Source organism: Lentibacter algarum, from assembly GCF_018860975.1.
Taxonomy (GTDB): domain Bacteria; phylum Pseudomonadota; class Alphaproteobacteria; order Rhodobacterales; family Rhodobacteraceae; genus Lentibacter; species Lentibacter algarum_A.
Genome location: NZ_JAHKQI010000010.1, coordinates 63174 through 85730, shown reverse-complemented (window position 1 = coordinate 85730; position 22557 = coordinate 63174). Strand labels below are relative to the sequence as shown.

Annotated in this window: 21 protein-coding genes; 17 read left to right on the top strand and 4 right to left on the bottom strand. The window is 56.2% G+C overall.

Features of this window, described 5'->3' with window-relative positions; all coding sequences use genetic code 11:
• Window positions 1-88 precede the first annotated feature (88 nt).
• Window positions 89-319 carry a DUF1127 domain-containing protein gene (locus KO498_RS15720; protein WP_436835945.1) on the bottom strand — a complete coding sequence of 77 codons (231 nt, stop codon included), beginning with the start codon at window positions 317-319 and terminating at the stop codon, window positions 89-91.
• Window positions 320-523: 204 nt separating this feature from the next.
• Here KO498_RS15720 and KO498_RS15715 point away from each other — a divergent pair, with 204 nt between their 5' ends.
• The 9 genes from KO498_RS15715 to murD all read left to right on the top strand — a co-directional run bounded on the left by KO498_RS15715 (window position 524) and on the right by murD (window position 11373).
• Window positions 524-1579, top strand: coding sequence for an Mrp/NBP35 family ATP-binding protein (locus KO498_RS15715; protein ID WP_215960877.1), 1056 nt, complete (start codon window positions 524-526; stop codon window positions 1577-1579).
• Window positions 1580-2219: 640 nt separating this feature from the next.
• Entirely contained in the window at window positions 2220-2726 is a 507-nt protein-coding gene (gene mraZ / locus KO498_RS15710) for a division/cell wall cluster transcriptional repressor MraZ (protein ID WP_215960876.1), read from the top strand.
• A gap of 3 nt (window positions 2727-2729) precedes the next feature.
• Window positions 2730-3719: a 16S rRNA (cytosine(1402)-N(4))-methyltransferase RsmH gene (gene rsmH, locus KO498_RS15705; RefSeq protein ID WP_215960875.1), complete on the top strand. Its 990-nt coding sequence runs from the start codon at window positions 2730-2732 to the stop codon at window positions 3717-3719.
• Window positions 3716-4069, top strand: coding sequence for a cell division protein FtsL (gene ftsL, locus KO498_RS15700; RefSeq protein ID WP_215960874.1), 354 nt, complete (start codon window positions 3716-3718; stop codon window positions 4067-4069). Before rsmH ends, ftsL begins: the two co-directional genes overlap by 4 nt.
• A complete protein-coding gene (locus KO498_RS15695) occupies window positions 4066-5847 on the top strand; it encodes a peptidoglycan D,D-transpeptidase FtsI family protein (protein WP_215960873.1) in 1782 nt (593 codons plus the stop codon). Before ftsL ends, KO498_RS15695 begins: the two co-directional genes overlap by 4 nt.
• A 127-nt stretch (window positions 5848-5974) precedes the next feature.
• Window positions 5975-7453 (top strand): UDP-N-acetylmuramoyl-L-alanyl-D-glutamate--2,6-diaminopimelate ligase, encoded by a 1479-nt coding sequence (locus KO498_RS15690; protein ID WP_215961303.1) that lies wholly within the window; start codon window positions 5975-5977, stop codon window positions 7451-7453.
• Complete coding sequence (locus KO498_RS15685) at window positions 7450-8880, top strand: UDP-N-acetylmuramoyl-tripeptide--D-alanyl-D-alanine ligase (protein ID WP_215960872.1); 1431 nt, start codon at window positions 7450-7452, stop codon at window positions 8878-8880. Before KO498_RS15690 ends, KO498_RS15685 begins: the two co-directional genes overlap by 4 nt.
• Window positions 8881-9963 carry a phospho-N-acetylmuramoyl-pentapeptide-transferase gene (gene mraY, locus KO498_RS15680; protein ID WP_215960871.1) on the top strand — a complete coding sequence of 361 codons (1083 nt, stop codon included), beginning with the start codon at window positions 8881-8883 and terminating at the stop codon, window positions 9961-9963.
• 18 nt (window positions 9964-9981) lie between these two features.
• Window positions 9982-11373, top strand: coding sequence for a UDP-N-acetylmuramoyl-L-alanine--D-glutamate ligase (gene murD / locus KO498_RS15675; protein ID WP_215960870.1), 1392 nt, complete (start codon window positions 9982-9984; stop codon window positions 11371-11373).
• On the opposite strand, the gene KO498_RS15670 is transcribed toward murD, so the two are convergent.
• Complete coding sequence (locus KO498_RS15670; RefSeq protein ID WP_215960869.1) at window positions 11370-12044, bottom strand: hypothetical protein; 675 nt, start codon at window positions 12042-12044, stop codon at window positions 11370-11372. The two genes, murD and KO498_RS15670, sit on opposite strands and share 4 nt — an antisense overlap.
• A gap of 160 nt (window positions 12045-12204) precedes the next feature.
• Here KO498_RS15670 and KO498_RS15665 point away from each other — a divergent pair, with 160 nt between their 5' ends.
• Window positions 12205-12540: a hypothetical protein gene (locus KO498_RS15665; protein WP_215960868.1), complete on the top strand. Its 336-nt coding sequence runs from the start codon at window positions 12205-12207 to the stop codon at window positions 12538-12540.
• A 120-nt stretch (window positions 12541-12660) separates the two neighbouring features.
• Here KO498_RS15665 and KO498_RS15660 read toward each other — a convergent pair whose 3' ends face one another.
• A complete protein-coding gene (locus KO498_RS15660; protein WP_215960867.1) occupies window positions 12661-13368 on the bottom strand; it encodes a hypothetical protein in 708 nt (235 codons plus the stop codon).
• A 15-nt stretch (window positions 13369-13383) separates the two neighbouring features.
• Window positions 13384-15345 carry a DNA gyrase/topoisomerase IV subunit B gene (locus KO498_RS15655; RefSeq protein WP_215960866.1) on the bottom strand — a complete coding sequence of 654 codons (1962 nt, stop codon included), beginning with the start codon at window positions 15343-15345 and terminating at the stop codon, window positions 13384-13386.
• Between the two features lie 155 nt (window positions 15346-15500).
• Here KO498_RS15655 and KO498_RS15650 point away from each other — a divergent pair, with 155 nt between their 5' ends.
• From KO498_RS15650 to KO498_RS15620, 7 genes are all read left to right on the top strand, one after another.
• Window positions 15501-16184, top strand: a complete 684-nt coding sequence (locus KO498_RS15650) for a nitroreductase (RefSeq protein WP_215960865.1) — start codon at window positions 15501-15503, stop codon at window positions 16182-16184.
• A gap of 18 nt (window positions 16185-16202) precedes the next feature.
• The gene (locus KO498_RS15645; protein WP_215960864.1) at window positions 16203-16811 is read left to right on the top strand and encodes a carboxymuconolactone decarboxylase family protein; all 609 of its coding nucleotides are present in this window, start codon (window positions 16203-16205) and stop codon (window positions 16809-16811) included.
• Between the two features lie 9 nt (window positions 16812-16820).
• Window positions 16821-17483: a DNA-3-methyladenine glycosylase I gene (locus tag KO498_RS15640; protein WP_215960863.1), complete on the top strand. Its 663-nt coding sequence runs from the start codon at window positions 16821-16823 to the stop codon at window positions 17481-17483.
• A 77-nt stretch (window positions 17484-17560) separates the two neighbouring features.
• Window positions 17561-18049, top strand: a complete 489-nt coding sequence (gene hpaR, locus KO498_RS15635; RefSeq protein WP_215960862.1) for a homoprotocatechuate degradation operon regulator HpaR — start codon at window positions 17561-17563, stop codon at window positions 18047-18049.
• A 266-nt stretch (window positions 18050-18315) separates the two neighbouring features.
• Window positions 18316-18828 (top strand): hypothetical protein, encoded by a 513-nt coding sequence (locus KO498_RS15630; protein WP_252731499.1) that lies wholly within the window; start codon window positions 18316-18318, stop codon window positions 18826-18828.
• A gap of 36 nt (window positions 18829-18864) precedes the next feature.
• Window positions 18865-20841: a CocE/NonD family hydrolase gene (locus KO498_RS15625; RefSeq protein WP_215960861.1), complete on the top strand. Its 1977-nt coding sequence runs from the start codon at window positions 18865-18867 to the stop codon at window positions 20839-20841.
• 121 nt (window positions 20842-20962) lie between these two features.
• Window positions 20963-22546: an ABC transporter substrate-binding protein gene (locus KO498_RS15620; RefSeq protein WP_215960860.1), complete on the top strand. Its 1584-nt coding sequence runs from the start codon at window positions 20963-20965 to the stop codon at window positions 22544-22546.
• Window positions 22547-22557: the final 11 nt, after the last annotated feature.

Below are 22557 nucleotides of genomic sequence, written 5' to 3'. Positions count from 1 at the left end.
CGACGAACCTAAGGGAGGAGAAGGTTCGTCGCCGTATTATGCACCGGTAAAAAGGGAGGAGAAACCGGCACAATCTCGTGAAACTGTGTTAGATGCCGTAGACAGCCTTATAGGCAACGGCGTGAATACCAGACCGTGACATACCCAAGTCTGCCAGGTCAGCGTTTGAAAGCTCGGAAAGTTCTGCAACTGTTTTGCGGTAGTCGCTGCGGAGTTTCGCGGCTTCGATTGCGTTGCTAAACATTGCAACGGCTTTGCCAGCTGCGGATGAGATGGCGGCTTCGAGCGCGCCGGATGTGCTTGCGAATACGTAGTTCATATCTTGTTACTCATTTGTCTTACTGTGTTGAGAGTAAGATAGGGAAATGCTGCAACTGCGAAAAGGGACAATCTTGCAATGCCGCCATGCAGCATTTGCATACTTCCCTAGCGTAAAGTTTTGTGATTGCTCACGGCGAGTGTTTTCGCTTGAACTTCACTTGTGAAAGGGCACCTTAGCAACAGGTTAGAAAAGGGGCAGGATATGCTGACGAAAGATCAAGTATTGGCAGAGTTGAGCCGCCTACAGCTGCCGGACGGGCGCAATGTTGTCAGCGCTGACATGGTGCGTGCTTTGCAAGTTGAGGCAGGAGCCGTGCGGTTTATCCTTGAAGCGCCGAGTGCAGATGATGCTCGCAAGATGGAACCAATACGGCTAGCAGCTGTCGAGCTGGTCGAAGGGCTCGACGGGGTTGAAACAGCAACGGTTGTGTTAACTGCGCATGAAGGCCAGCCTGCTCAGAAGGCGCCGCCTAGTTTGAAAGTTGGTGGTCACCCAGATCCAAAGCGCCGCGACATCAGGCCTGCGGGTGTTAAGCGCGTTATCGCGGTTGGCTCGGGGAAGGGTGGTGTCGGCAAATCTACAGTAAGCGTGAACCTCGCTGTGGCTCTGGCGCGAGAGGGGCAGCGTGTTGGTCTGCTTGATGCCGACTTTTACGGCCCAAGCCAGCCGCGGATGCTTGGGGTTACTCATCGTCCTGGGCAAAGTCCGGAAGGCAAGATCGTTCCGCCTGAGGTTTTTGGCATCAAGATGATGTCGATCGGGCTGATGGTTGAGGAAAAGCAAGCACTGGTCTGGCGCGGGCCGATGTTGATGGGCGCGATCCAGCAGTTACTTGGTGACGTTGATTGGGGAGAGCTTGATGTGCTGGTGCTTGATCTGCCTCCTGGCACCGGCGATGTGCAACTCACACTCGGGCAGCAAAAGGTGTTGGATGGGGCGGTGATTGTCTCAACTCCGCAGGATGTTGCCTTGATTGATGCGCGCAAGGCAATTGATATGTTTGATAAGCTGAGCATACCGGTGCTGGGGTTGGTCGAGAATATGTCACTCTATATTTGCCCTAAGTGCGGGCATGAGGCGCATCTGTTTGGTCATGGCGGCGTCGAAGCCGAGGCCAAAGCGATGAAGGCGCCGCTTTTGGCGCAGTTGCCGATTGATCTGGATACACGACTTGGCGGTGATGCTGGCACGCCGGTTGCAGCGGGCGAGGGGGCAGCCGCCGCACTTTACCGCGAGTTGGCGCGAAAACTGATCTGATAGTCGATACTTCGTGGGAAACGATGGGAACGCGCATGGGAAACCATGGGCGTTCTTGCTTTTTGGCGGGCTAAATCCCGAATCAAACGCGGCGGCGGCCTAGTTTTTCATCGGTTTTGGGCTGATCTGGGTGAGAATTCGGATTCTCAGGCTGAAAAACACGACTTATCGCCCGAAAGTTTGGATTTCATGGGAATTTAATTTTCTCACGGTTGGCCACTATATATGGTGGTGATTTTTGCCTTCGCTGCCACAATTGGTGTTTTTCTGACGTAAATTCACCACTAGATGTAGTTTTTGAAGGTCCAGATTTCTAAATACAGTGTCGATTTCCAAAGATTTCTATTGATTACCATGAAATCCCACACTATCCCTATTGATACGAGATGAGGTTGGGAAACAAAGGGGCGATCTAAAAGACCCCGAAACAAACTCCCTAAGTCAGGTTTCATACAGGCCCCTACTTCATCAGAACAAGAGATCCGGCGCGCGGGCGAGCAGACATCCCCCCAGGTGGCGCGCGCAGCTGGACACCCCGCTAAGCGGGACGAGGGCGGTGGTTGATCAGTGGCAGCAGATCAACCGCCGTTTTCATTTCTAAGGACAGGTTTCGGGGGAACGTAAATGAGAGGCGGACAGGTTGGTTCGTAGATTTCGCGGCGAAAGCCACCATAAGGTGGATGCTAAGGGGCGGGTGTCAATTCCGGCCTCTTTTCGACGTGTGCTCGAAGCTTCTGACCCCAACTGGCGCGAAGGCGATACACCGGAGCTCGTGATTGTCTATGGCGATCACCGCCGCGCTTACCTAGAAGTCTATACTGTCGAGGCAATTAACGAAGTCGACGACAAGATCGCCAAACTTGGCCGTGGCACCCCTCAGCGTAAATTACTGCAACGCCTTTATCAGGGGCAGTCTTTGCCAACCAGCGTTGATGATACGGGCCGCCTTGTTTTGCCACAAAAGCTGCGCGAGAAAATCGGCCTAAAAAATGAAGCGTTCTTCATTGCTGCGGGCGATACATTCCAGATTTGGAACCCTGAAACTTACGAACAGGAAGAGCTGGCGAAAACTGAGGAGTGGCTCGATGAGCTGCCCGATGATTTCGATCCGTTGGTCTACCTTGATAAGGCTGCGGACGAGGAGTAATTTATGACATCCGCCGCTACGAGCCGTCCTCATATTCCGGTTTTGCTAGGGGCCATTCTTGAACGTGTCGCACCTGTTCGGGGCGTTTGGATTGATGGTACGATGGGCGCTGGCGGGTATACTCGCGGCTTCCTGGAAGCTGGTGCTGCCAAGGTGATCGGCATTGACCGCGACCCTCTTGCGCATGAAATGGCGGTTGAGTGGGGCGCAGAGTTTGGTGCGCGACTTGAGCTGGCGCAGACAGTTTTTTCAAAGCTTGATGACGTTGCGCAGGGTGTTGATGGTGTCCTGCTGGATCTGGGCGTGAGCTCAATGCAGCTTGACCAAGCCGAGCGCGGGTTTTCCTTTATGAAAGACGGGCCGCTTGATATGCGGATGAGTCAGGAAGGCCGTTCCGCTCGTGAGATCGTCAATGAAGACAGTGAAGAGCAACTCGCTGATATTCTTTATCTTTTCGGAGAAGAACGCGCTTCACGCCGGATTGCACGGGCGATTGGCAAGGCGCGCGAGCTAAGCCAGATCACCACTACGGGGCAACTTGTCGAGATCATCGAAGGTGTTATGCCCCGCAACAAAAAACCGGGGCAAAGCCATGTCGCGACGCGAAGTTTTCAGGCGTTGCGCATCGCGGTGAACAACGAGTTTGGCGAATTGGTTGAAGGCTTGCAGGCAGCTGAGCGCGCGCTCAAGCCCGGTGGCACGCTGGCAGTCGTTTCGTTTCACTCGTCGGAAGACCGCGTTGTTAAGCGGTTCCTGCGAGATCGTGCGGGGCTTTCTGGCGGGGGCAGCCGCTATGCGCCACTGCAAGAAGTCGAAGCGCCAACATTTGAGTTGAAAAGCAAAAAAGCCATCGGGCCAGACGGTGACGAGTTGGCACAAAACCCACGCAGCCGCAGTGCGCTTTTGCGATTGGCGGTTAGAACCGAGGCGCCGGCACGTCATGTAACAGCGGCTGAATTGGGTGCGCCAGAGTTAGAAGGACGAAGATCATGAGAACGATTGTTGTATTGTTAACAGCGCTTTGCGTGATCGGAAGCGCCTTTTGGGCCTATCATGAAAACTACAAGACGCAGGAAGCATATTCGCAACTGGACCACCTGCAACGCGACATCGGAAAAGCCCGCGCAAGGCTTGCCGTTCTGCGGGCCGAATGGGCATACCTGAACCGCCCTGATCGTTTGCGTGAGCTTGCGGAGCTCAACTTTGAGCGCATCGGCTTGTTGCCGTTGACGCCCGAGCATTTTGGCGCGGTGAGCGAGGTTGATTACCCTGCACCGATAGACGAACTGGAGTTTGATCTGGACGGGTCTGTTGACGTTTCAAGTGAAGGAGCCGACCAATGACACGCATTCCTCTTCGGCCGTTGGCGACGATACTGGATGCACGCAAACGTGGCGCTGACCCAGATGTCATCGAGCGGCGCCACACCAGCCAACGCCATGAAGTTATGCAAGCCGAAATGCGCGGCAAGGCCGAGGGGCGATTGCTTGTTCTCGGGGTGATGTTCCTATGTGCCTTCACTGTGATCGGGGCGAGAATGGCCCTATTGGCCAGTTCGGAAGCCGCCGAGCCGCGCGCAGCTGCGGGTGGACACGAGATTTTGGCGCAGCGTGCTGATATCATTGACCGTGAGGGCCGCGTGCTGGCGACAAACATCGAAACGCACTCGCTCTATGCGCAGCCGCAAGAAATGATCGAACCAGAAAAGGCTGCGAAAGCCCTGGTGAAGATCTTCCCCGACCTCAAGCTCGCACGTTTGCAGAAAGATTTCACCGGAAAACGCAAATTTGTATGGGTGAAAAAGAAGATTAGCCCCGAGCAGCTACAGCTTGTGCATGATATCGGCGAGCCGGGGCTGCTGTTTGGCCCACGCGAGGCACGCCTTTACCCTAACGGGAGCATGGCGGCGCATGTGCTTGGCGGCACGAGCTTTGGCCGCGAGGGCGTGCATGCTGCCGAGGTGATCGGCACCGCTGGCGTTGAGAAGACATTTGACGACTATCTGCGCAATCCGGGCAACGGCACCAAGCCGCTACAACTTTCACTAGATATGACCGTTCAAACCGCCGCCGAGCGGGTGCTTTACGGCGGGATGAAGCTGATGGGCGCCAAAGGTGCCGCCAGCATTTTGATGGATGTGAGAACCGGCGAGATTATCTCGGTTGTCAGTCTGCCGGATTTTGACCCAAACAACCGCCCGTTGCCGCCGGTAGAAGGCAGCCCCGATGACAGCCCGCTGTTTAACCGTGCATTGCAGGGCGTGTATGAGCTTGGCTCAACATTCAAGGCGTTTACCATTGCGCAAGCGATTGATCTGCGGCTGGTGAACCCTTCGACAATGATCAACACCCGTGGGCCACTCAAGTGGGGCAAGCACAAGATCAGAGATTTTCACAACTACGGCAACAGTTTAGATGTTGAAACCGTGCTGACCAAAAGCTCGAACATCGGCACGGCGCGGATCGCCCAGATGATCGGAGCCAAGCGACAAAAAGAGTTCTTGGGTGCGCTTGGAATGCTGGAAAAGACAGCTGTCGAAATGCCGGAAGCAGCAGGCGGCAAGCCACTGTTTCCAAAGAACTGGTCGGAGATTTCGACAATGACGATCTCCTATGGTCATGGGCTTTCGGCAACGCCTATGCACCTTGCTGCCGCTTATGCGACGATCGCCAACGGCGGCCGGAAAGTGACGCCGACCTTGTTAAAGCAGCAAGCACCCGTCAGTGGCCCGCAGGTGCTTTCTCCACAAGTCGCGCGCCTTATGCAGGGCATGTTGCGCAAGGTTGTTACTGACGGCACCGCGAGTTTCGGTGAGGTTGCGGGCTATTCTGTCGGAGGAAAAACAGGCACGGCCGACAAGCCAAAACCGCGTGGTGGCTACTACAAAAGTAAAGTTATCGCGACGTTTGCCAGTATGTTTCCAAGCGACAACCCACGTTATGTTTTGATTGTGACCCTCGATGAACCCGAGGTTTATACCTACGGTGAAAAGCGTCGCTCTGCGGGCTGGACAGCCGTTCCTGTTGCTGCCGAGATGATAAATCGTGTCGCGCCGCTGCTTGGGCTGCGACCAGAGATTGAACCGGGGAAATTGACTGGTATAACGCTGACATCAAACTAAAACGTCTCGCGTTTTGTCCGAAGAAAGGGTAGTGCGGGGCGATATAACTACTTCAAAGTCGTGAGCGTGTCGCGTCAAACCTGTGAGGCAGGATTTTTGCGAAACGTTTTAGTTTAAGCGTGGGGCGCTGGCGTTGCAGAAAAAACTAAGTGAGCTGGGGCTTCGAGCCTCACGTGGGGACGATGCAAGCATCACAGGGCTTGCCGTTGACAGCCGTGAGGTGAAGGAAGGCTACCTGTTTGCGGCCCTTCCGGGAACACAGGTGCATGGCGGTGAGTTTATCCAGTATGCGTTGCGCATGGGAGCTGCTGCGGTATTGACGGATAACGAGGGTGCGCTGCTTGCCAAGGCCGAGCTGGATGCTTCAGATGCTGTGCTCGTTTTGACAGAGAACCCAAGACAAACATTGGCTTACACCTCTGCTCTCTGGTTTGGCGCGCAGCCGGATGTGATGTTAGCTGTGACAGGCACCAACGGCAAAACCAGTGTCAGCACCTTTGCGCGGATGATCTGGCAAGAGCTGGGCAAACGGGCGATAAACTTGGGCACGACTGGTGTTGAAGGGGACTGGAACGCACCGCTTGCACATACGACGCCCGAGCCGATCACATTGCACCGCACTTTGTCGGAGGCCGCACATGCAGGCGTAAGTCACGCCGCGATGGAAGCATCTTCACATGGTTTGGCGCAAAACCGGCTAGATGGTGTCCGCCTAAAGGCCGCTGGGTTTACCAACTTCACGCAAGATCATCTCGACTATCACAGCACGTTCGATGAGTATTTTGCCGCCAAATCGGGGTTGTTTTCGCGTGTTCTGTCGGAAGACGGCACCGCTGTGATCAATGTTGACGACGCGCGCGGGCCGGAAATGGCAGCGATAGCTGCGGCGCGTGATATTAAGGTGATGGCGGTCGGGCGCACAGACGGTGCCGACATTCAGCTGACAGCACAGCGATACCACGGCACGGGGCAGGAAGTGTTTTTTAAGCACGCATCAAAGGGCTACCGCGCTGACTTAAAGCTTATTGGTGGCTTTCAGGCCGAGAACGTGTTGCTTGCGGCCGGGCTGGTCATAGCTTGTGGCGAAGAGCCTGCGCGGGTGTTTGAGACGCTTGACCAGATGAGCACCGTGCGCGGCCGTATGCAACTTGCCGCGACGCGCAAGAACGGCGCGTCGGTGTTTGTTGACTATTCCCACACGCCTGATGCTGTGGCGACTGCACTTAAGGCGATGCGCCCACATGTTGCAGGGCGGATCATCGCGATTGTCGGTGCGGGCGGCGACCGTGACGCAGGCAAGCGCCCTTTGATGGGGGCCGCTGCTGCACAAAACGCAGATGTGGTTATTGTCACCGATGACAACCCCCGCTCAGAAGATCCTGCCAGCATTCGCGAAGCTGTGATGCAGGGGTGTCCAGAGGCAAACAACGTCGGTGATCGGGCCGAGGCTATCTTGCGTGGCGTTGACTTGCTTGAACCGGGTGACGCGCTGTTGATAGCTGGTAAAGGCCATGAAAGCGGCCAGATTGTCGGTGACGATGTGCTGCCGTTCGATGATGTAGAGCAAGCCAGCATTGCCGTTGCAGCCTTGGAGGGCAGGTTATGACGCCACTTTGGACAAGTGCTGAAGCGGCTGCTGCTACGGGTGGTGTTGTCAGGTCTGACTGGGCGGCTCTGGGCGTATCCATCGACACGCGCACACTTGTTGCCGGTGATTTGTTTGTCGCATTGCGTGCTGCGCGTGACGGGCACGAATTTGTTGCATCCGCTTTGGAAAAAGGAGCTGCTGCCGCACTTGTGAGCCATGTGCCGCAAGGGCTTGAGGGCTCTGACAAGTTGTTGCTGGTTGATGACGTGCAGGCAGCGCTTGAAGCCCTCGGTAAAGCGGGGCGGGCGCGCACGACCGCGAAGATTATCGGGGTGACTGGCAGCGCTGGCAAAACTTCAACAAAAGAAATGTTACGCGAGATACTGGTGCGGCAAGGTTTCTGCCACGCGGCGGAAGCGAGCTATAACAACCATTGGGGTGTGCCCTTAACACTGGCGCGAATGCCGCGCGAGACAGATTTCGCCGTGATCGAGATTGGCATGAGTAATCCTGGTGAGATCGGGCCACTGGCACAAATGGCGCGGCCGCATGTCGCGCTTATTACCACAGTTGCTGCTGCCCATATGGCCGCGTTTGAAAGCCTTGACGGTATTGCACGCGAAAAAGCAGCGATACTCGAGGGGCTTGAGGCCGGGGGCGTGGCGGTTTGGAATGCTGATATTTCGACTGCACATGTGTTGGCAGAGGCGGCCGCTGACTGTGGTGCAAAATCTGTTGATTATGGTGTTAAAGCATCTAATTATAGGCTTCTATCGACCAAACTTCATGGGGATATCACTGTAGCCGAGGCGGAAGTGAACGGCGCCCACCTGGTGTTCAAAGTGGGTGCTGCCGGTCAGCACTTTGCAATGAACGGACTGGGTGCAATTGCGGCTTGTGAGGCAATTGGGATAGACTGCGCCATTGCTGCGGCTGACCTTGCATATTGGCAACCTCCTGCGGGACGCGGCAAACGCGAAATCCTGCGACTTGACGAGGTTGAAGATGATGTGATCGAATTGATCGATGACGCCTTTAACGCCAATCCAGCTTCGATGGCTGCGTCGCTACAAGTATTGGCGGATATCCCTCAAGAAAAAGGCCGCAAGCTCGCGGTTTTGGGAGACATGCTTGAACTGGGGCAAGACGCGGTGAAGTTGCATGCCGAAGTCGCAGAATTGCCATCTATCGAGGCGATTGATCAGGTGCACTGTGTTGGCCCGCTTATGAAAAACACTTGGGATGCATTGCCTGCTGACAAGCAAGGTGAATGGTTTGAAACTGCCGACGACTTGGCCCATAACGTGCGGCACTATCTGTTCGCGGGCGACATCATTTTGGTTAAAGGATCAAAAGGCATCGCCGTGAGCAAAGTTGTGACGGCGATCCGCGATGCGGTGCGCTCAAAAGCCCGAAGAAACGGGCAAATAACGAGGGATGAGTAGATGCTATTTTGGCTAACCGAGCTGTCTGACGGCGGTGATTTTTTCAACCTTTTCAGGTATATCACCTTTCGTGCAGGCGGTGCTTTTCTAACGTCTCTACTGTTTGGGTTTATCTTCGGGCCTCCGCTCATCAACGTGCTGCGCCGCCGTCAGGGCAAAGGGCAACCTATCCGCGATGATGGCCCCGAGAGCCATATGGCAAAAGCCGGCACACCGACGATGGGAGGCTTGCTGATTGTCGGGGCCTTGCTCACCTCGACGTTGCTTTGGGCGCGGCTTGATAACCCGTTTGTCTGGTTGGTTTTGTTCGTCACCATGAGCTTTGCTGCGATCGGCTTCGCCGACGATTATGCCAAGGTTTCCAAGCAAAACACCGCGGGGGTTTCAGGCAAGATCCGTATGCTGCTGGGCCTTGTGATAAGTGCAATCGCGGGGTACTGGGCGGCCTGCTATCACCCCGACGCGCTGCAATATAAGCTGGCTTTGCCGGTGTTCAAAGACACGCTGGTAAACCTCGGCTATCTCTTTGTTCCCTTTGCAATGATCGTCATTGTTGGCGCTGCGAATGCGGTCAATTTGACTGACGGTTTGGATGGCCTTGCGATCATGCCAGTTATGATCGCAGCGGGCACTCTTGGGGTGATCGCCTACGCCGTTGGTCGCGTCGATTTTACCGAGTATCTCGATGTTCACTATGTTCCTGGGACAGGGGAAATTCTTATATTTTGCGCAGGGATATTTGGCGGTGGCCTCGGGTTCCTCTGGTATAATGCTCCGCCGGCAGCTGTGTTTATGGGCGACACGGGATCACTTGCATTGGGCGGTGCTCTAGGTGCGATCGCAGTTGCTACAAAGCACGAATTGGTGCTTGGTATCGTGGGCGGTTTGTTTGTTGTTGAAGCGCTCAGCGTAATCATTCAGGTGCTCTACTTCAAACGGACAGGCAAGCGTGTGTTTCTGATGGCACCGATCCACCATCACTATGAAAAGAAGGGCTGGGCTGAGCCGCAGATCGTAATCCGGTTCTGGATTATTGCGCTTATTCTGGCGATGATCGGCCTTGCGACTTTGAAGGTTCGCTAAGCGTAAAGGAGGCGGCGGATGATCCCTGTAGTTGGCTACGAAAACGTGCGCGTCGGGGTGCTGGGGCTTGGACGAAGCGGGCTGTCTGCTGCGCGGGCACTGCGGGCAGGTGGAGCCGTCGTGTTATGCTGGGACGACAACCAAGAAGCGCGCGAAGCCGCCGGGGCTGAAGGATTTGAGTGCGAGAACCTGATTAAGGTGATGGCCGAACTGGAACTGCTGATTGTCAGCCCGGGAATTCCGCATCTTTACCCAGAACCGAACCGTGTGATTGCGGCTGCGATGGCAGCTTCAGTGCCTGTAGACAATGACATCGGCCTGTTCTTTCGCTCTCTTGGCGGAGGCGAATGGGATGCGCTTGACGTGCCGCCTAGAGTTGTTGCTGTGACGGGGTCGAACGGCAAATCAACTACATCAGCTTTGATAGCACATATTGTTGAAAACGCTGGTAAACCAGTGCAGTTGGCCGGCAATATCGGGCGCGGAGTTCTGGATATTGACCCCCCTCATTCCGGTGAGGTGATTGTGCTTGAACTTTCGTCTTATCAGACGGAACTGGCCAGGAACTTGACGCCGGACATAGCCGTGTTCACCAACCTCAGCCCTGATCACCTAGACCGGCACGGTGGCATCGGTGGCTACTTTGCAGCCAAACGCCGTTTGTTTGCCGAAGGCGGCCCGGACCGGGCGGTGATCGGCATTGATGAGGCCGAGGGAAGGTTTTTGGAGAACCAACTGAGCCAAGGCACGGGAGACGATCGGGTTATCCGCGTGTCTGTAGAGCAAAAACTTGGAGGCATTGGCTGGAACGTTTTTGCGCGCAAAGGCTTCTTGGCCGAGTGGCGCAAAGGGCGGCAGGTTGCGTCAGTAGACCTGCGTGAAGTCCCAGGATTGCCGGGCGCGCACAACCACCAGAACGCTTGTTCCGCCTATGCTGTGTGTCGGGCCTTGGGCCTTGCACCTCGGGAAATTGAGAAGGGATTTCATAGCTTTAAGGGCTTGTCCCATCGCTCGCAGCTGATTGCAGAGGAGGGCGGTGTCAAATACGTTAACGACAGCAAGGCTACCAATGTTGATGCCGCAGAAAAGGCATTGAAGGCGTTCAGGAATATCCGCTGGATATGTGGCGGACTTGAGAAAGAAGGCGGTTTGGGCGGCTTGTCTGAAGGGTTGCCCAACGTGAAGAAGGCTTATGTTATCGGACGCGAAGCGGCACAGTTTGCGATGCAACTTCAGGGAATTGATGTGCAAACTTGCGGAACTATGAAAAAGGCTGTCGAATCAGCCATGAAGGATGCCGAGGCGGGGGACGTTGTTTTGTTGGCTCCGGCTTGTGCGAGTTTTGATCAGTATGACAGTTTCGAGAAACGTGGGGATGACTTTACACAAGAAGTGTTAAAGCGCCTTTAACGGCATATTCGCTCTGTCTTCGCACCTGCCCACGGGAGCGTAACCTTTTGAGGTATAACAATATTCCCGAGGGGAAATGCGCCTTTGAGCAGTGATTCGAGCCGCTTTGTGCGGGGCGCTGCCGGATCGAGGCTTTTGCAGCAGACATATTCCTCGACAAGGCTGGCTTGCTGCTCGTAGGGGTAGCTCAAGAATTTATTTTCTGTTGAAATTTCAAAGAGATAGGGGTCATCAACCCGGCCGTGTTCGGCTGCGGCTTTAAGGGGGTGGTAGCCGGTTTTCTCGCGGTTTTGCCACTGCCAAATATGGGTTGCTTCATGGGCAAACAGCATCGCGGCGTAGAGGTGCATTTCTTGCGGGTAATCTGGCAAATAATCCTTCACGTAAAAGGGCTTAGTATAGAAAACATGGTTAAAAAGTGCGACGGCGGCGGGGCCTGTTGTGACGATTTCCTCTACCGGCTCGGGGAATATGCGCTCGCGGCAGGTGAGGCGCGGGCGTTTTTGGCGTTTGAACGTGACAGAGCCGACCAATGCGCCGTTGTGAAAACGGGGGCGGCCGGAATTGAATGTCTCGCCATATATCTGGTTTATAAAGGTTTTCTCGTTTTCGGAGAAGGGCCGCCCGCAGGCGGCGACGGATAGGAGAAGGGCAAAGGCAAGGTAGCGCATCGGGGCAGGTTAGCGGCGGGCCTGAAAGTGTTAAAGGGCGAAAAGGGCTGCTGTGACTCGGGTGCATACCGCAGTGCATATTTATGTGCATAATGGATGCAGACGATTTTAGGCAAATTCGATGAGTTAATGCGGCGTGCGGTTAACCAAGGAGAAAGACATGAATGCTAGACTGAAATTCGCAGCGTGGATGATGTATGGATCGGCGGCTTTGCATTTGGCGGCACCTGCTGTGATCGGGCTGACGAGCGGGGCGCTGTTGTTGGCGGTGATCGGCGCTGTCTGGGCGGTGCTGGCGTGGCGGCTGGTAAGGCGTGGCTCGCGCGGGCTGACGTGGCTTTGCTTTTTCCTCGCACTTGGCGGCATGTGCGTGGCGTTGAGTGAGCCTTGGGGCGCGCCGAGTTGGTTGGCAAGCGGCTTCGCGCTGTTTGATGCGCTGGCGGCGGCTGGGCTGTTTGCGGTGCTGTGGAGTGATCGGGAGGGTGTGGCTGTTTGAGGGGCTGTAGATTGCTAGTGCTACGGGAATAACCATCGTTGCTCGGCTTGGCCGAGCTGCGCCCTATGGGGAACTATCACTGTCTAGTTTTGGGCCGCTGAATGAATCTGCGCAAGTTCTTTAGGAGCACCCTCCAGCTTGTCTCTGAAGGTAGAGCGCTGCTTTTTTCGTTTGAGGGCCATTTGACATCTGCTCATTTGTTATTGAACAGATGTCAGCCTTATCGGAAGATAAAGTTTCTTTTGAAAAGCGACCAAGAACATTGAAGACATTCAGAACACCAGTTTCAAATAGCCACTCATTAGGGGCTGCATCTACAACTGGCCATGTTTCCTTAGAGTTATGATCTTCAATTTCTTTCAACAGGTTGCCGACTATTTCTTGGTCATTAGTCCAACCGGCTTCAATGATCTTAAAGCTTTCGTAGCGCGTATCTTTGATCGCAGAAAACAAGTTGGCGGCTAATCTGTTGCGTTGCTCTGTAATTGCATCTTTTGCCGCAATGACAGTCGCGTCTGAGCTATTCCCGTCTTTGCCAATGACACGTGTTAGCAATTGTGCTCCAAAGGTTTCCATGCCGTAGTTGATTGTTTCGATGGCTAATGCCCTTTCGAGCTCATCTTCACTAGTGAGGTGGCCCAACAGTTCGGCTGCCAACTGTGCTTCTTGAATAACTTTTTGATCGGCATCGACGCCCTTTTGATGGGTGAATTGATCGAGCTGTAAGCCGTATGCTTCCTCATAGCTTTGGCCTCCCCAAAAACCCAAAAGGCCAAATGCAATAGTGGCAATGACGCCTACCCATTCCGCTGAAATCCTATTGGGCATTTCTTTCTCCCTCAACTAAACATCCAACTCCTCAACGAACCTAGCGTTCTCGGAGATATACTGAAAGCGCATTTCGGGTTTTTTGCCCATTAGGCGTTCTACCAAGTCGCCGGTTTGGCCGGGTTCGTCTTCGTCGATTGTTACCCTAATCAACTTGCGGCTTTCCGGATTCATTGTGGTGTCTTTCAAGTCTTTCGCGTCCATTTCGCCCAAGCCTTTGAAGCGTTGCACGTCGATTTTGCCTTTGCCGCCGAGGCCCTTTTCCATCATCAGGTCTTTTTCGGCGTCGTCGGCGACATACAAGCGGCGTGCGCCTTGGGTGAGGCGGTAGAGCGGGGGGCAGGCCAGATACAAATGCCCTGCGTCGATCATCGGGCGCATTTGGGTGAAGAAGAATGTCATCAAGAGGGCGGCGATGTGGGCGCCGTCGACGTCGGCATCTGTCATGATGATGACTTTGTCGTAGCGCAGGTCATCGACGTTGAATTTGCTGCCCAAGCCGACGCCCAAAGCTTGGGTGAGGTCGGCGATTTCCTGGTTGGTGCCGATCTTGGAGGAGGCGGCGCCGAGCACGTTGAGGATTTTGCCGCGCAGAGGCAGGAGCGCTTGGGTTTTGCGATCGCGCGCCATTTTGGCAGAGCCGCCGGCTGAGTCACCTTCCACGATGAACAGCTCGGTGCCTTCGCGGGTTTTTGACGAGCAATCGGTGAGCTTGCCGGGCAGGCGGAGCTTTTGCGTGGCTGATTTGCGCGAGGTTTCTTTTTCCTGACGGCGGCGCAGGCGTTCTTCGGCGCGCAGCACGAGGAAATCAAGGATCGCGCCGGCTGATTTGGTGTCGGCGGCGAGCCAGTTGTCAAAGTGGTCGCGCACCGAGTTTTCGACCATGCGCTGTGCTTCGACTGTTGCGAGGCGGTCTTTGGTTTGGCCGACGAACTCGGGCTCGCGGATGAAGCACGACACCAGTGCGCCTGCGCCTGTGGTGAGGTCTTCGCGCGTGATTGTTCCGGCTTTTTTGTTGCCGACAAGCTCGCCGTAGGCCTTGATGCCTTTGAGGATCGCGGCCCAGAAGCCAGCCTCGTGGGTGCCGCCTTCGGGGGTCGGGACGGTGTTACAGTAGCTTTGGATGAAGCCGTCGCGCGAGGGTGTCCAGTTGATCGCCCATTCGACTTTACCGGGGCGCTCGAACTTCTCGAATGACACTGTGCCTGCGAAAGGTTGTTCGGCGTATGTGGTTGCGCCGCCCATGGTCTCAGACAGGTAGTCGGCGAGGCCACCGGGGAAGTGGAATGTGGCTTCTTGCGGGGTTTCGCCGTCTTGCTGCGCGGTTTTCCAGCGGATTTCGACGCCGGAGAAGAGGTAGGCCTTTGAGCGCGCCATTTTGAAGAGGCGGGAGGGCTTGAGTTTGAGCGAGCCGAAGATCTCGGCGTCAGGGTGGAAGGTGACGGCGGTGCCGCGGCGGTTGGGCGCTGCGCCGATTTTGGCGAGTTTGCCTTGCGGGACGCCACGGGAGAACTCCATCGCGAAGAGCTCTTTGTTACGGGCGACTTCGACGCGCAGGTGATCGGACAGGGCGTTGACGACGGATGAGCCAACGCCGTGCAAGCCGCCGGATGTTTCGTAGCTGTCGCCGGAGAACTTGCCGCCTGCGTTGAGCGTGCAAAAGATGATCTCGAGCGCTGATTTGCTTGGGTCTTTGGGGTGCGGGCCGGTGGGGATGCCGCGGCCATTGTCGCGCACAGAGACATGGCCGTTTTCGTGCAGCTCGACTTCGATCCAGGTGGCGTGGCCTGCGACGGCTTCATCCATTGAGTTGTCGATGATTTCGGCGACCATGTGGTGCAGGGCGCGGTCGTCCTTGCCGCCGATATACATGCCGGGGCGCAGGCGGACGTGCTCCATATCCTCAAGGATCTGGATGGAGGAGGCGTCGTAGCTGTCGGGGCTTTGGCCCGAGCCATTGAGAAGATCGTCTGACATTACCGCTGCTCGTTCATTTTTTGCTTTTGCACAGTATGTCAGAGCAGCGCGCGGGGGGGAAGGCTTAAGCCGCGTGGTTTTGACGTAGGGGAACATGTGACGCTTGTGCGGCTTTGTGGAAGCTTGCCTGCGATAGAGCAAAAGGAGACCGGGCGATGGAACTTGAGCAAGCGATGCGCGAGCGGCGCAGCATAAGAGGGTTTACCGACAAGCCGGTGACGCGCGAGGTGTTGGAAGAGGTCATCGAGATGGCCAATTGTGCGCCGAGTTCGATGAACACCCAGCCTTGGCATTTGCATGTGCTGACGGGTGCGCCGCTTGAGGCTGTGCGCAATGGCAACAGCGCGCGGATGCTGGCGGGTGTGCCGCCGGAGCGTGAGATCGAGGATCATGGCGCTTATGACGGTGTGCACCGCGAGCGGCAGATCGAGATTGCCAAGCAGCTCTTCGCCGTTATGGGCATCGAGCGTCACGACAAAGAGATGCGTCAGGACTGGGTGATGCGGGGATTTCGGCAGTTTGATGCGCCAGTGTCGATCGTGGTGACGTTTGACCGCTCGCTCATGGGCAACGGCACCATTGCGCATTTTGATTTGGGGGCTGTGACATACGGCCTCGTGCTTGCCGCGTGGAGCAAGGGGCTTGGCACGGTGATCAACGGGCAGGGCATCATGCAGTCGCCGGTTGTGCGCGAGCATGCGGGTATTCCTGACGATGAAGTTATCCTGACTTGTGTTGCTTTGGGCTGGCCAGACGAGGAATTTGCTGCCAACTCTGTCAGATCACACCGGCGCGCTGTGCCAAATGTTGCGCGGTTTGTCGGGTTTGACGAGAGCTAAGCAAGAGCGAGGTGAGCGATGAGCTGGATCAGAACGGTTCCTTACGAAGACGCCACGGGTAAGCTCAAGCGACTTTATGATCGCGTTAAGGGCCCTGATGATAACGTCGACAACATCATGATGGCCCACAGCCTGCGCCCGCATTCTATGGAAGGGCATATGGCTGTTTACAAGTATGTGCTGCATCATACGGGCAACACGCTGCCGAAGTGGTATTTGGAGTGCATCGGCACTTATGTGTCGTCACTGAATGCCTGCAATTATTGTGTCGAGCACCATTTTCAGGGCATGCGGCGGTTGCTTGACGATGAGCCGCGCTCAACTGCCTTGAGGGCCGCGATAGAGGCGGGAGATATTACCAGCGCGCCGCTTGACGGGCGAGAGATGGCGGGCATGGAGTATGCGCGCAAGCTGACAGTTGCGCCTGCGACAGTGCGCGAAGCTGACATGACAGCGCTGCGCGATGCGGGCTTTGATGATGGTGAGATTCTGGAGATCAACCAAGTCAGCGCTTACTTCAGCTATGCCAACCGCACGGTGCTTGGCCTTGGTGTCAGCACGCAGGGTGATGTCATCGGGTTGTCGCCCAACAACTCGGAAAACCCTGACGATTGGTCGCATAGATAGGGAGCCGATATGCGCAGTTTTGACGAGATTTTCGGCATTGCTGCCAAGCGCAAAGGCGGCGCGGCGGCGCTTGAGGCGATGCTTGAGAAGCCTGCGAGCGCGGCTCAGCTGGCGGCTATTCCCGAAGACCGCTGGCTTGCCGAGCTTAGCAAATATGTGTTTAGCACCGGCCTTGCCTGGACGGTGATCAAAAACAAATGGCCGGATTTTGAGCAGGCATTTCACGGCTTTGACCTTGGGCGCTGTGCCTTCATGGATGACGAAATGTTTGACAGCCTGCTTACGGATAAGCGGATTGTGCGCTCGGGGCCGAAGATCGCCTCGGTGCGCGACAATGCAGCGTTTTTGCTTGAACTGCGTGAGGAGGGCGGCGTTGGCAAGGTGCTGGGCGGTTGGCCCGCGGATGATTTTGTTGGCCTGCTGGACATGCTCAAGAAACGCGGTTCGCGACTTGGCGGCCAGACGGGTGCGTATGGTATGCGCATGCTCGGGCGCGACAGTTTTATTCTCTCGCCCGATGTCGTGGGGCGCTTGGTGGCCGAGGGGGTGATCGACAAAGCGCCGAGCTCAAAGACAGCGCTTAGGGCGGTGCAGGGCGCTTTTAACACCTGGTCGGAGCAATCCGGCCGCTCGCTGACCGAGATCAGCCGTGTGCTGGCGATGAGCGTCTAACGCCAAAGAAGCCGTATGGTTGCGGCTGCGCTAATCTGCCTGCTTGAATTGTTGCCGTGTTTGGGCAAAAAGGGCGCATGACAGACAAGAAGCCACAGACCCCACAGACGCCACAGTCGAACCTGCCGCCACAGTCGAACCTGCCGCGGACCAACCGTTCTTTGCCGATCGCAATGTTGCGGGCGCGTGAGAACATCATGGCGCCGTATCGCAAGATGCTTGGCAAGATTGATGTGACAGAACAACAATGGCGGGTTTTGCGGGTGCTTGACGAGCGCGGCACGATGGACCCGAAAGACATTGCCGAGGCCGCCTGTTTGCTCAACCCGTCGCTGACGCGGATCATGCAGCTATTGGAGCGCAAGGCCTACATCAGCCGCCGCGCGCACCCTGACGACAAGCGCAAGGTGTTGGTCAATATCACGCAAGTTGGCAAGGAATTGATCGCACAGGCGATGCCTGAAAGCGCCGAGATCAGCGCCCGCCTTGAGGCACGTTTCGGCCCAGAGGAGCGGCGGGCTTTGCTCAACCTGCTCAACGAGATTTCGGAACTTGATCTGGGATAGGCGCTAGCTGCCGGTTGTGAAGTAACGACTTTGCCAAAAATCACTGCGAGGAACGCAAGGCTCACAAGAGCGGGCACCAAGACGGGGCCTAAGCCTAGGTGCCGCTTGTGTTGGGTGAGGGTGTTTGTGTCGTTTGCTAGATAAATCCGGCTCAAGTCACGCGGCAGTCACAAGACTGGTATTTCTGGTGAATAGACGTGATTTGTTTCCAGATTATTTGGCGGTTAAGGCTTTTTTGAGTGATCGCTAAAATGAAAGCAAACAACATGAACCAATATTTTGACAATTTTCAACCGCGGATGCTGATGGCTGTGGCCCTTGCAGGGCTGATCGGCGAGTTCAGCTTTGAGCTTTATGCTTGGCTGGTGTCGCCCTTGCTTTTCGGGGTTGCGTTACAGCCTGCAAACCTTGTGATCGCGCTGACGGATATGTTCACCGGCGTAAAGCTTGGCTATGGCGCGGCTTTTGTGGTGCATTTCACCATTGGAGCGCTCGGGTTCGGGCTATTTACTTATCTGGTGCGGCTCCTGATGCCGACAAAGACGCTGGTGGCGGGGCTGGTTGCGGGCGGAGCGCTTTGGTTTGTGGCGCAAGGAATGTTGGCACCGCTGGTTGGGCGCACGTTTATGATGGGCTTTGGCACATACACGCAGTCATCTTTTGTGGGTCATGTCGGCATGACGCTGATCATGTCCTATCTGATCTCGGTGTTTCTGTCGGTTCGCGCGCCCCACAGCCAGGCCAACAGTCAGGCCAACAGCGGCTTGACAGCTGACTGATCGCGCCTAACGTGGCCCTCATCTGGAGGGCCACGTATGAGCATCAACACCCGCGACATAACTGAAATTGAGGACATGGGCATTGTGATGCCCGATGGGTGCCGTTTGTCAGCGCGGGTCTGGATGCCTGTTGATGCGGGTGATGATCCGGTGCCAGCGGTGCTTGAGCATCTGCCCTATCGCAAGCGCGATGGAACCACTGCGCGCGACGAGCTGAGCCACCCTTGGATGGCGGCGCGGGGCTACGCTATGGTGCGCGTCGACATGCGCGGCAACGGTGACAGCGAAGGCTTGATGACAGATGAATATACCCAACAGGAGCTTGATGATGCTGTTTCGGTGATCGAATGGCTGGCGGCGCAGCCTTGGTGCACCGGTAACGTTGGCATGCAAGGCATCAGCTGGGGCGGGTTCAACAGCCTGCAAGTGGCCGCAATGCAGCCCGCGCCGCTTAAGGCGGTGATCACGCTGTGCTCGACGGTTGACCGCTATGCTGACGATATTCACTACAAGGGCGGTTGTTTGCTCAACGAGAACTTCGGTTGGGGCAGCACGATGTGGGCCTACTCAAGCCGTCCGCCTGACCCTGCTTTAAGGCCTGACGACTGGCGCGAGATCTGGCTTGAGCGGCTTGAGAACGAGCCGTTTCTGGCGGCGGAGTGGCTGCAGCACCAGACGCGAGACGACTACTGGAAGCACGGCTCGGTCTGTGAGGATTATAGCAAGATCACGGCCAAGGTTCTGGCTGTGGGTGGCTGGGGTGATGCCTACAAGAACACCGTGCCTGCTTTGGTTGAGAATGTCGGTGCCAAGGGGATTGTCGGGCCGTGGGTGCACAAGTATCCGCATTTTGCTGTGCCCGAGCCGCGCATCGGCTTTTTGCAAGAGGCGCAGCGCTGGTGGGACAAATGGCTTAAGGGCATTGAAACCGGCGTTGAGGATGATGCCGACTACCGAGCCTATGTGATGGAGGGCTTGCGGCCCAAAGCATGGTATGACGAGCGGCCGGGCAGGTGGACGGCGCGGCGCGGGCCTGCGACCGATGTGGCGCGTATGAAGCTCGGGGCTGGTGGCAAGCTTGGCAGCGGCGGTGCGTTTGAGGCTGTGGTTGCCTCTCCGGCGCATTGCGGGGCGGCGGCAGGGGAATACTGCGCGATCTGGCTTGGGCCCGAGATGCCGAGTGAGCAGCGGGTTGATGACGCCTTTTCAGCTGTGTTTACGGGGGAGGTGCAGCGCGAGGATATCGAGATCATCGGTGCACCGGAGGTGACTTTGACGCTGGCCGCGGACAAGCCATTGGGGCAGGTCTGTGTGCGGCTCAACCACATTCACCCTGACGGGGCGAGTGCGCGCATCACTTATGGGGTTCTGAACCTGACGCATCGCAACAGTCATGAGCGGCCTGAAGAGATGCCCGTTGGCGAGGCGGTTGTTATCACTGTGAAGCTCGATCATATCGCTTACAAACTGCCGCGCGGGCACAGGCTTGCCGTGGCGGTGAGCTCGGCCTATTGGCCGCTGTTGTGGCCTTCACCCGAAGCCTGCGCCTTGACGCTGACGGGCGGTGAGCTTGCTTTGCCCGTAAGCCCCGTGGGTGAAGGCGACGAATGCGGCTTTGAGCCAGCCGTGAGTGCGCCGGAGTGGCAGGTTGAGGTGATACGTGAGGCCAAGAACAGCCGTGAGAGCCGGCTTGATATGGTCACGGGAGAGGTGTCACTGCATATCAATGACGATTTTGGCAAGCGACGCGACAGTGTTCACGGGCTTGTGTCGGGCGGTTGTGCGCGGGAGATCTGGGCCATCCACCCTGATGACCCGCTTTGCGCGCGCGGCGAGACACACTGGACAGAGGAGCTTGAGCGTGAGGGGCTTGCCTTGCGCACGGAAACCTATGCGAAGATGCACGCGGATGCCGAGAACTTTTACCTCACGGGGCGGCTTGAGGCCTATGAAAACGACAAAAAAATATACACCCGCGACGTTACGGAAAAGCGGCCACGGCACATGCTATGACGGGCGTCAAGCAATTATAAGACTCAGAAAACCCTTGATACGAAACGATTGATCGGGTCTTTTGTGGCAAAGATTAACAAAAACGCCGGAAAACCGGACGTTATCCAACTGGGAGAACACGATGACCAACGAACTTGACTATCTTAAGAAACGCGCAGGCCAAGGCAAGCTTTCACGCCGTGAATTTATCGGCAAAACAAGCGCACTTGGTGTTTCGGCAGCGGCTGCAGGCACGATGTTTGCCACGGCTGTGCAGGCTGAAGGCCCCAAAAAAGGCGGCGTTTTCAAGATTGGTTCGATTGGCGGCGAAAGCACCAACTCGCTTGATCCGGCAACATGGGCGAGTCAGATGCCTTACCACATCGGGCGTCAGTTCGCTGACCCGTTGGTAGAAGTTGCGGCAGACGGCAGCATCGACTCACGGCTTGCGGAGAGCGTGGAAAGCACACCTGACGCGAAGACGTGGATGTTTAAGCTGCGCAAGGATGTTGAGTTCCACAATGGCAAAACCATGACGGGTGATGACGTTCTCAAGACAATGGAACGCCATAGCAATGAAGACTCAAAGTCTGGTGCTCTGGGGATCATGAAGGGCATCGAGAGCATGAAAGTCGAGGGCGACGTGTTCAGCGTGACGCTTTCGGAAGCCAACGCTGACCTGCCATATCTGATGGCGGACTATCACCTGATGATCCAGCCTAACGGCGGCATGGATGCACCGGATGCGGGCATCGGCACGGGGCCATACAAAGTTGACGTTGACGAGCCAGGTGTTCGCTCAACTTTCAGCAAGTTTGAAAACTACTGGGGTGACGACGCGCATTACGACGGCGTTGAAGTCATCGCGATCAACGACTCGACAGCGCGCACAGCGGCGCTTCAGTCGGGTCAGGTTCACGCGATCAACCGTGTTGAGCCTAAGGTTGCCAGCCTGCTTGACCGCGCGCCAAACATCAACGTTAAGTCAACGCCTGGCCGTGGGCACTATGTGTTTATCATGCACACAGACACAGCCCCGTTTGACCACAACGAACTGCGTCTTGCGCTGAAGTATGCCATCAACCGCGTTGAAATGGTTGACAAAATCCTGCGCGGCTACGGCTCGCTTGGCAACGACATGCCGATCAACGCGGCTTACCCGCTGTTTGATACAAGCATCGAGCAACGCGAGTTTGACTTGGCGAAAGCGGCCGAGCACTACAAGGCTTCTGGCCACGACGGCAGCCCTATCATCCTGCGCACAGCTGACGGTGCCTTCCCCGGTGCTGTTGATGCGGCTGCGCTCTTCCAGCAGACTGCTGCACAAGCCGGTATTCCGCTTGAGATCAAGCGCGAGCCGAACGATGGTTACTGGTCAGAAGTTTGGAACAAGCAACCGTTCTGCTGCAGCTACTGGGCCGGACGCCCTGTGCAAGACCAGATGTATGCGACTGCGTATCTCTCGACGGCTGACTGGAACGACACAAAGTTCACCAACCCCGAATTTGACAAGATGCTCTTTGAGGCCCGTGCCGAACTCGACACAGCCAAGCGTAAAGATATCTACTCGAAGATGGGCACTCTGGTGCGCAACGAAGGCGGCTTGATCTGCCCGATGTTCAACGACTTCATCGACGGTGTCAGCACAACTGTTGCTGGTTGGGACCTTGACCCAAGCGGTGAGCTGATGAACGGACAAATTACCCGTCGGACATGGTTCGCGTAAGCGGGACATAG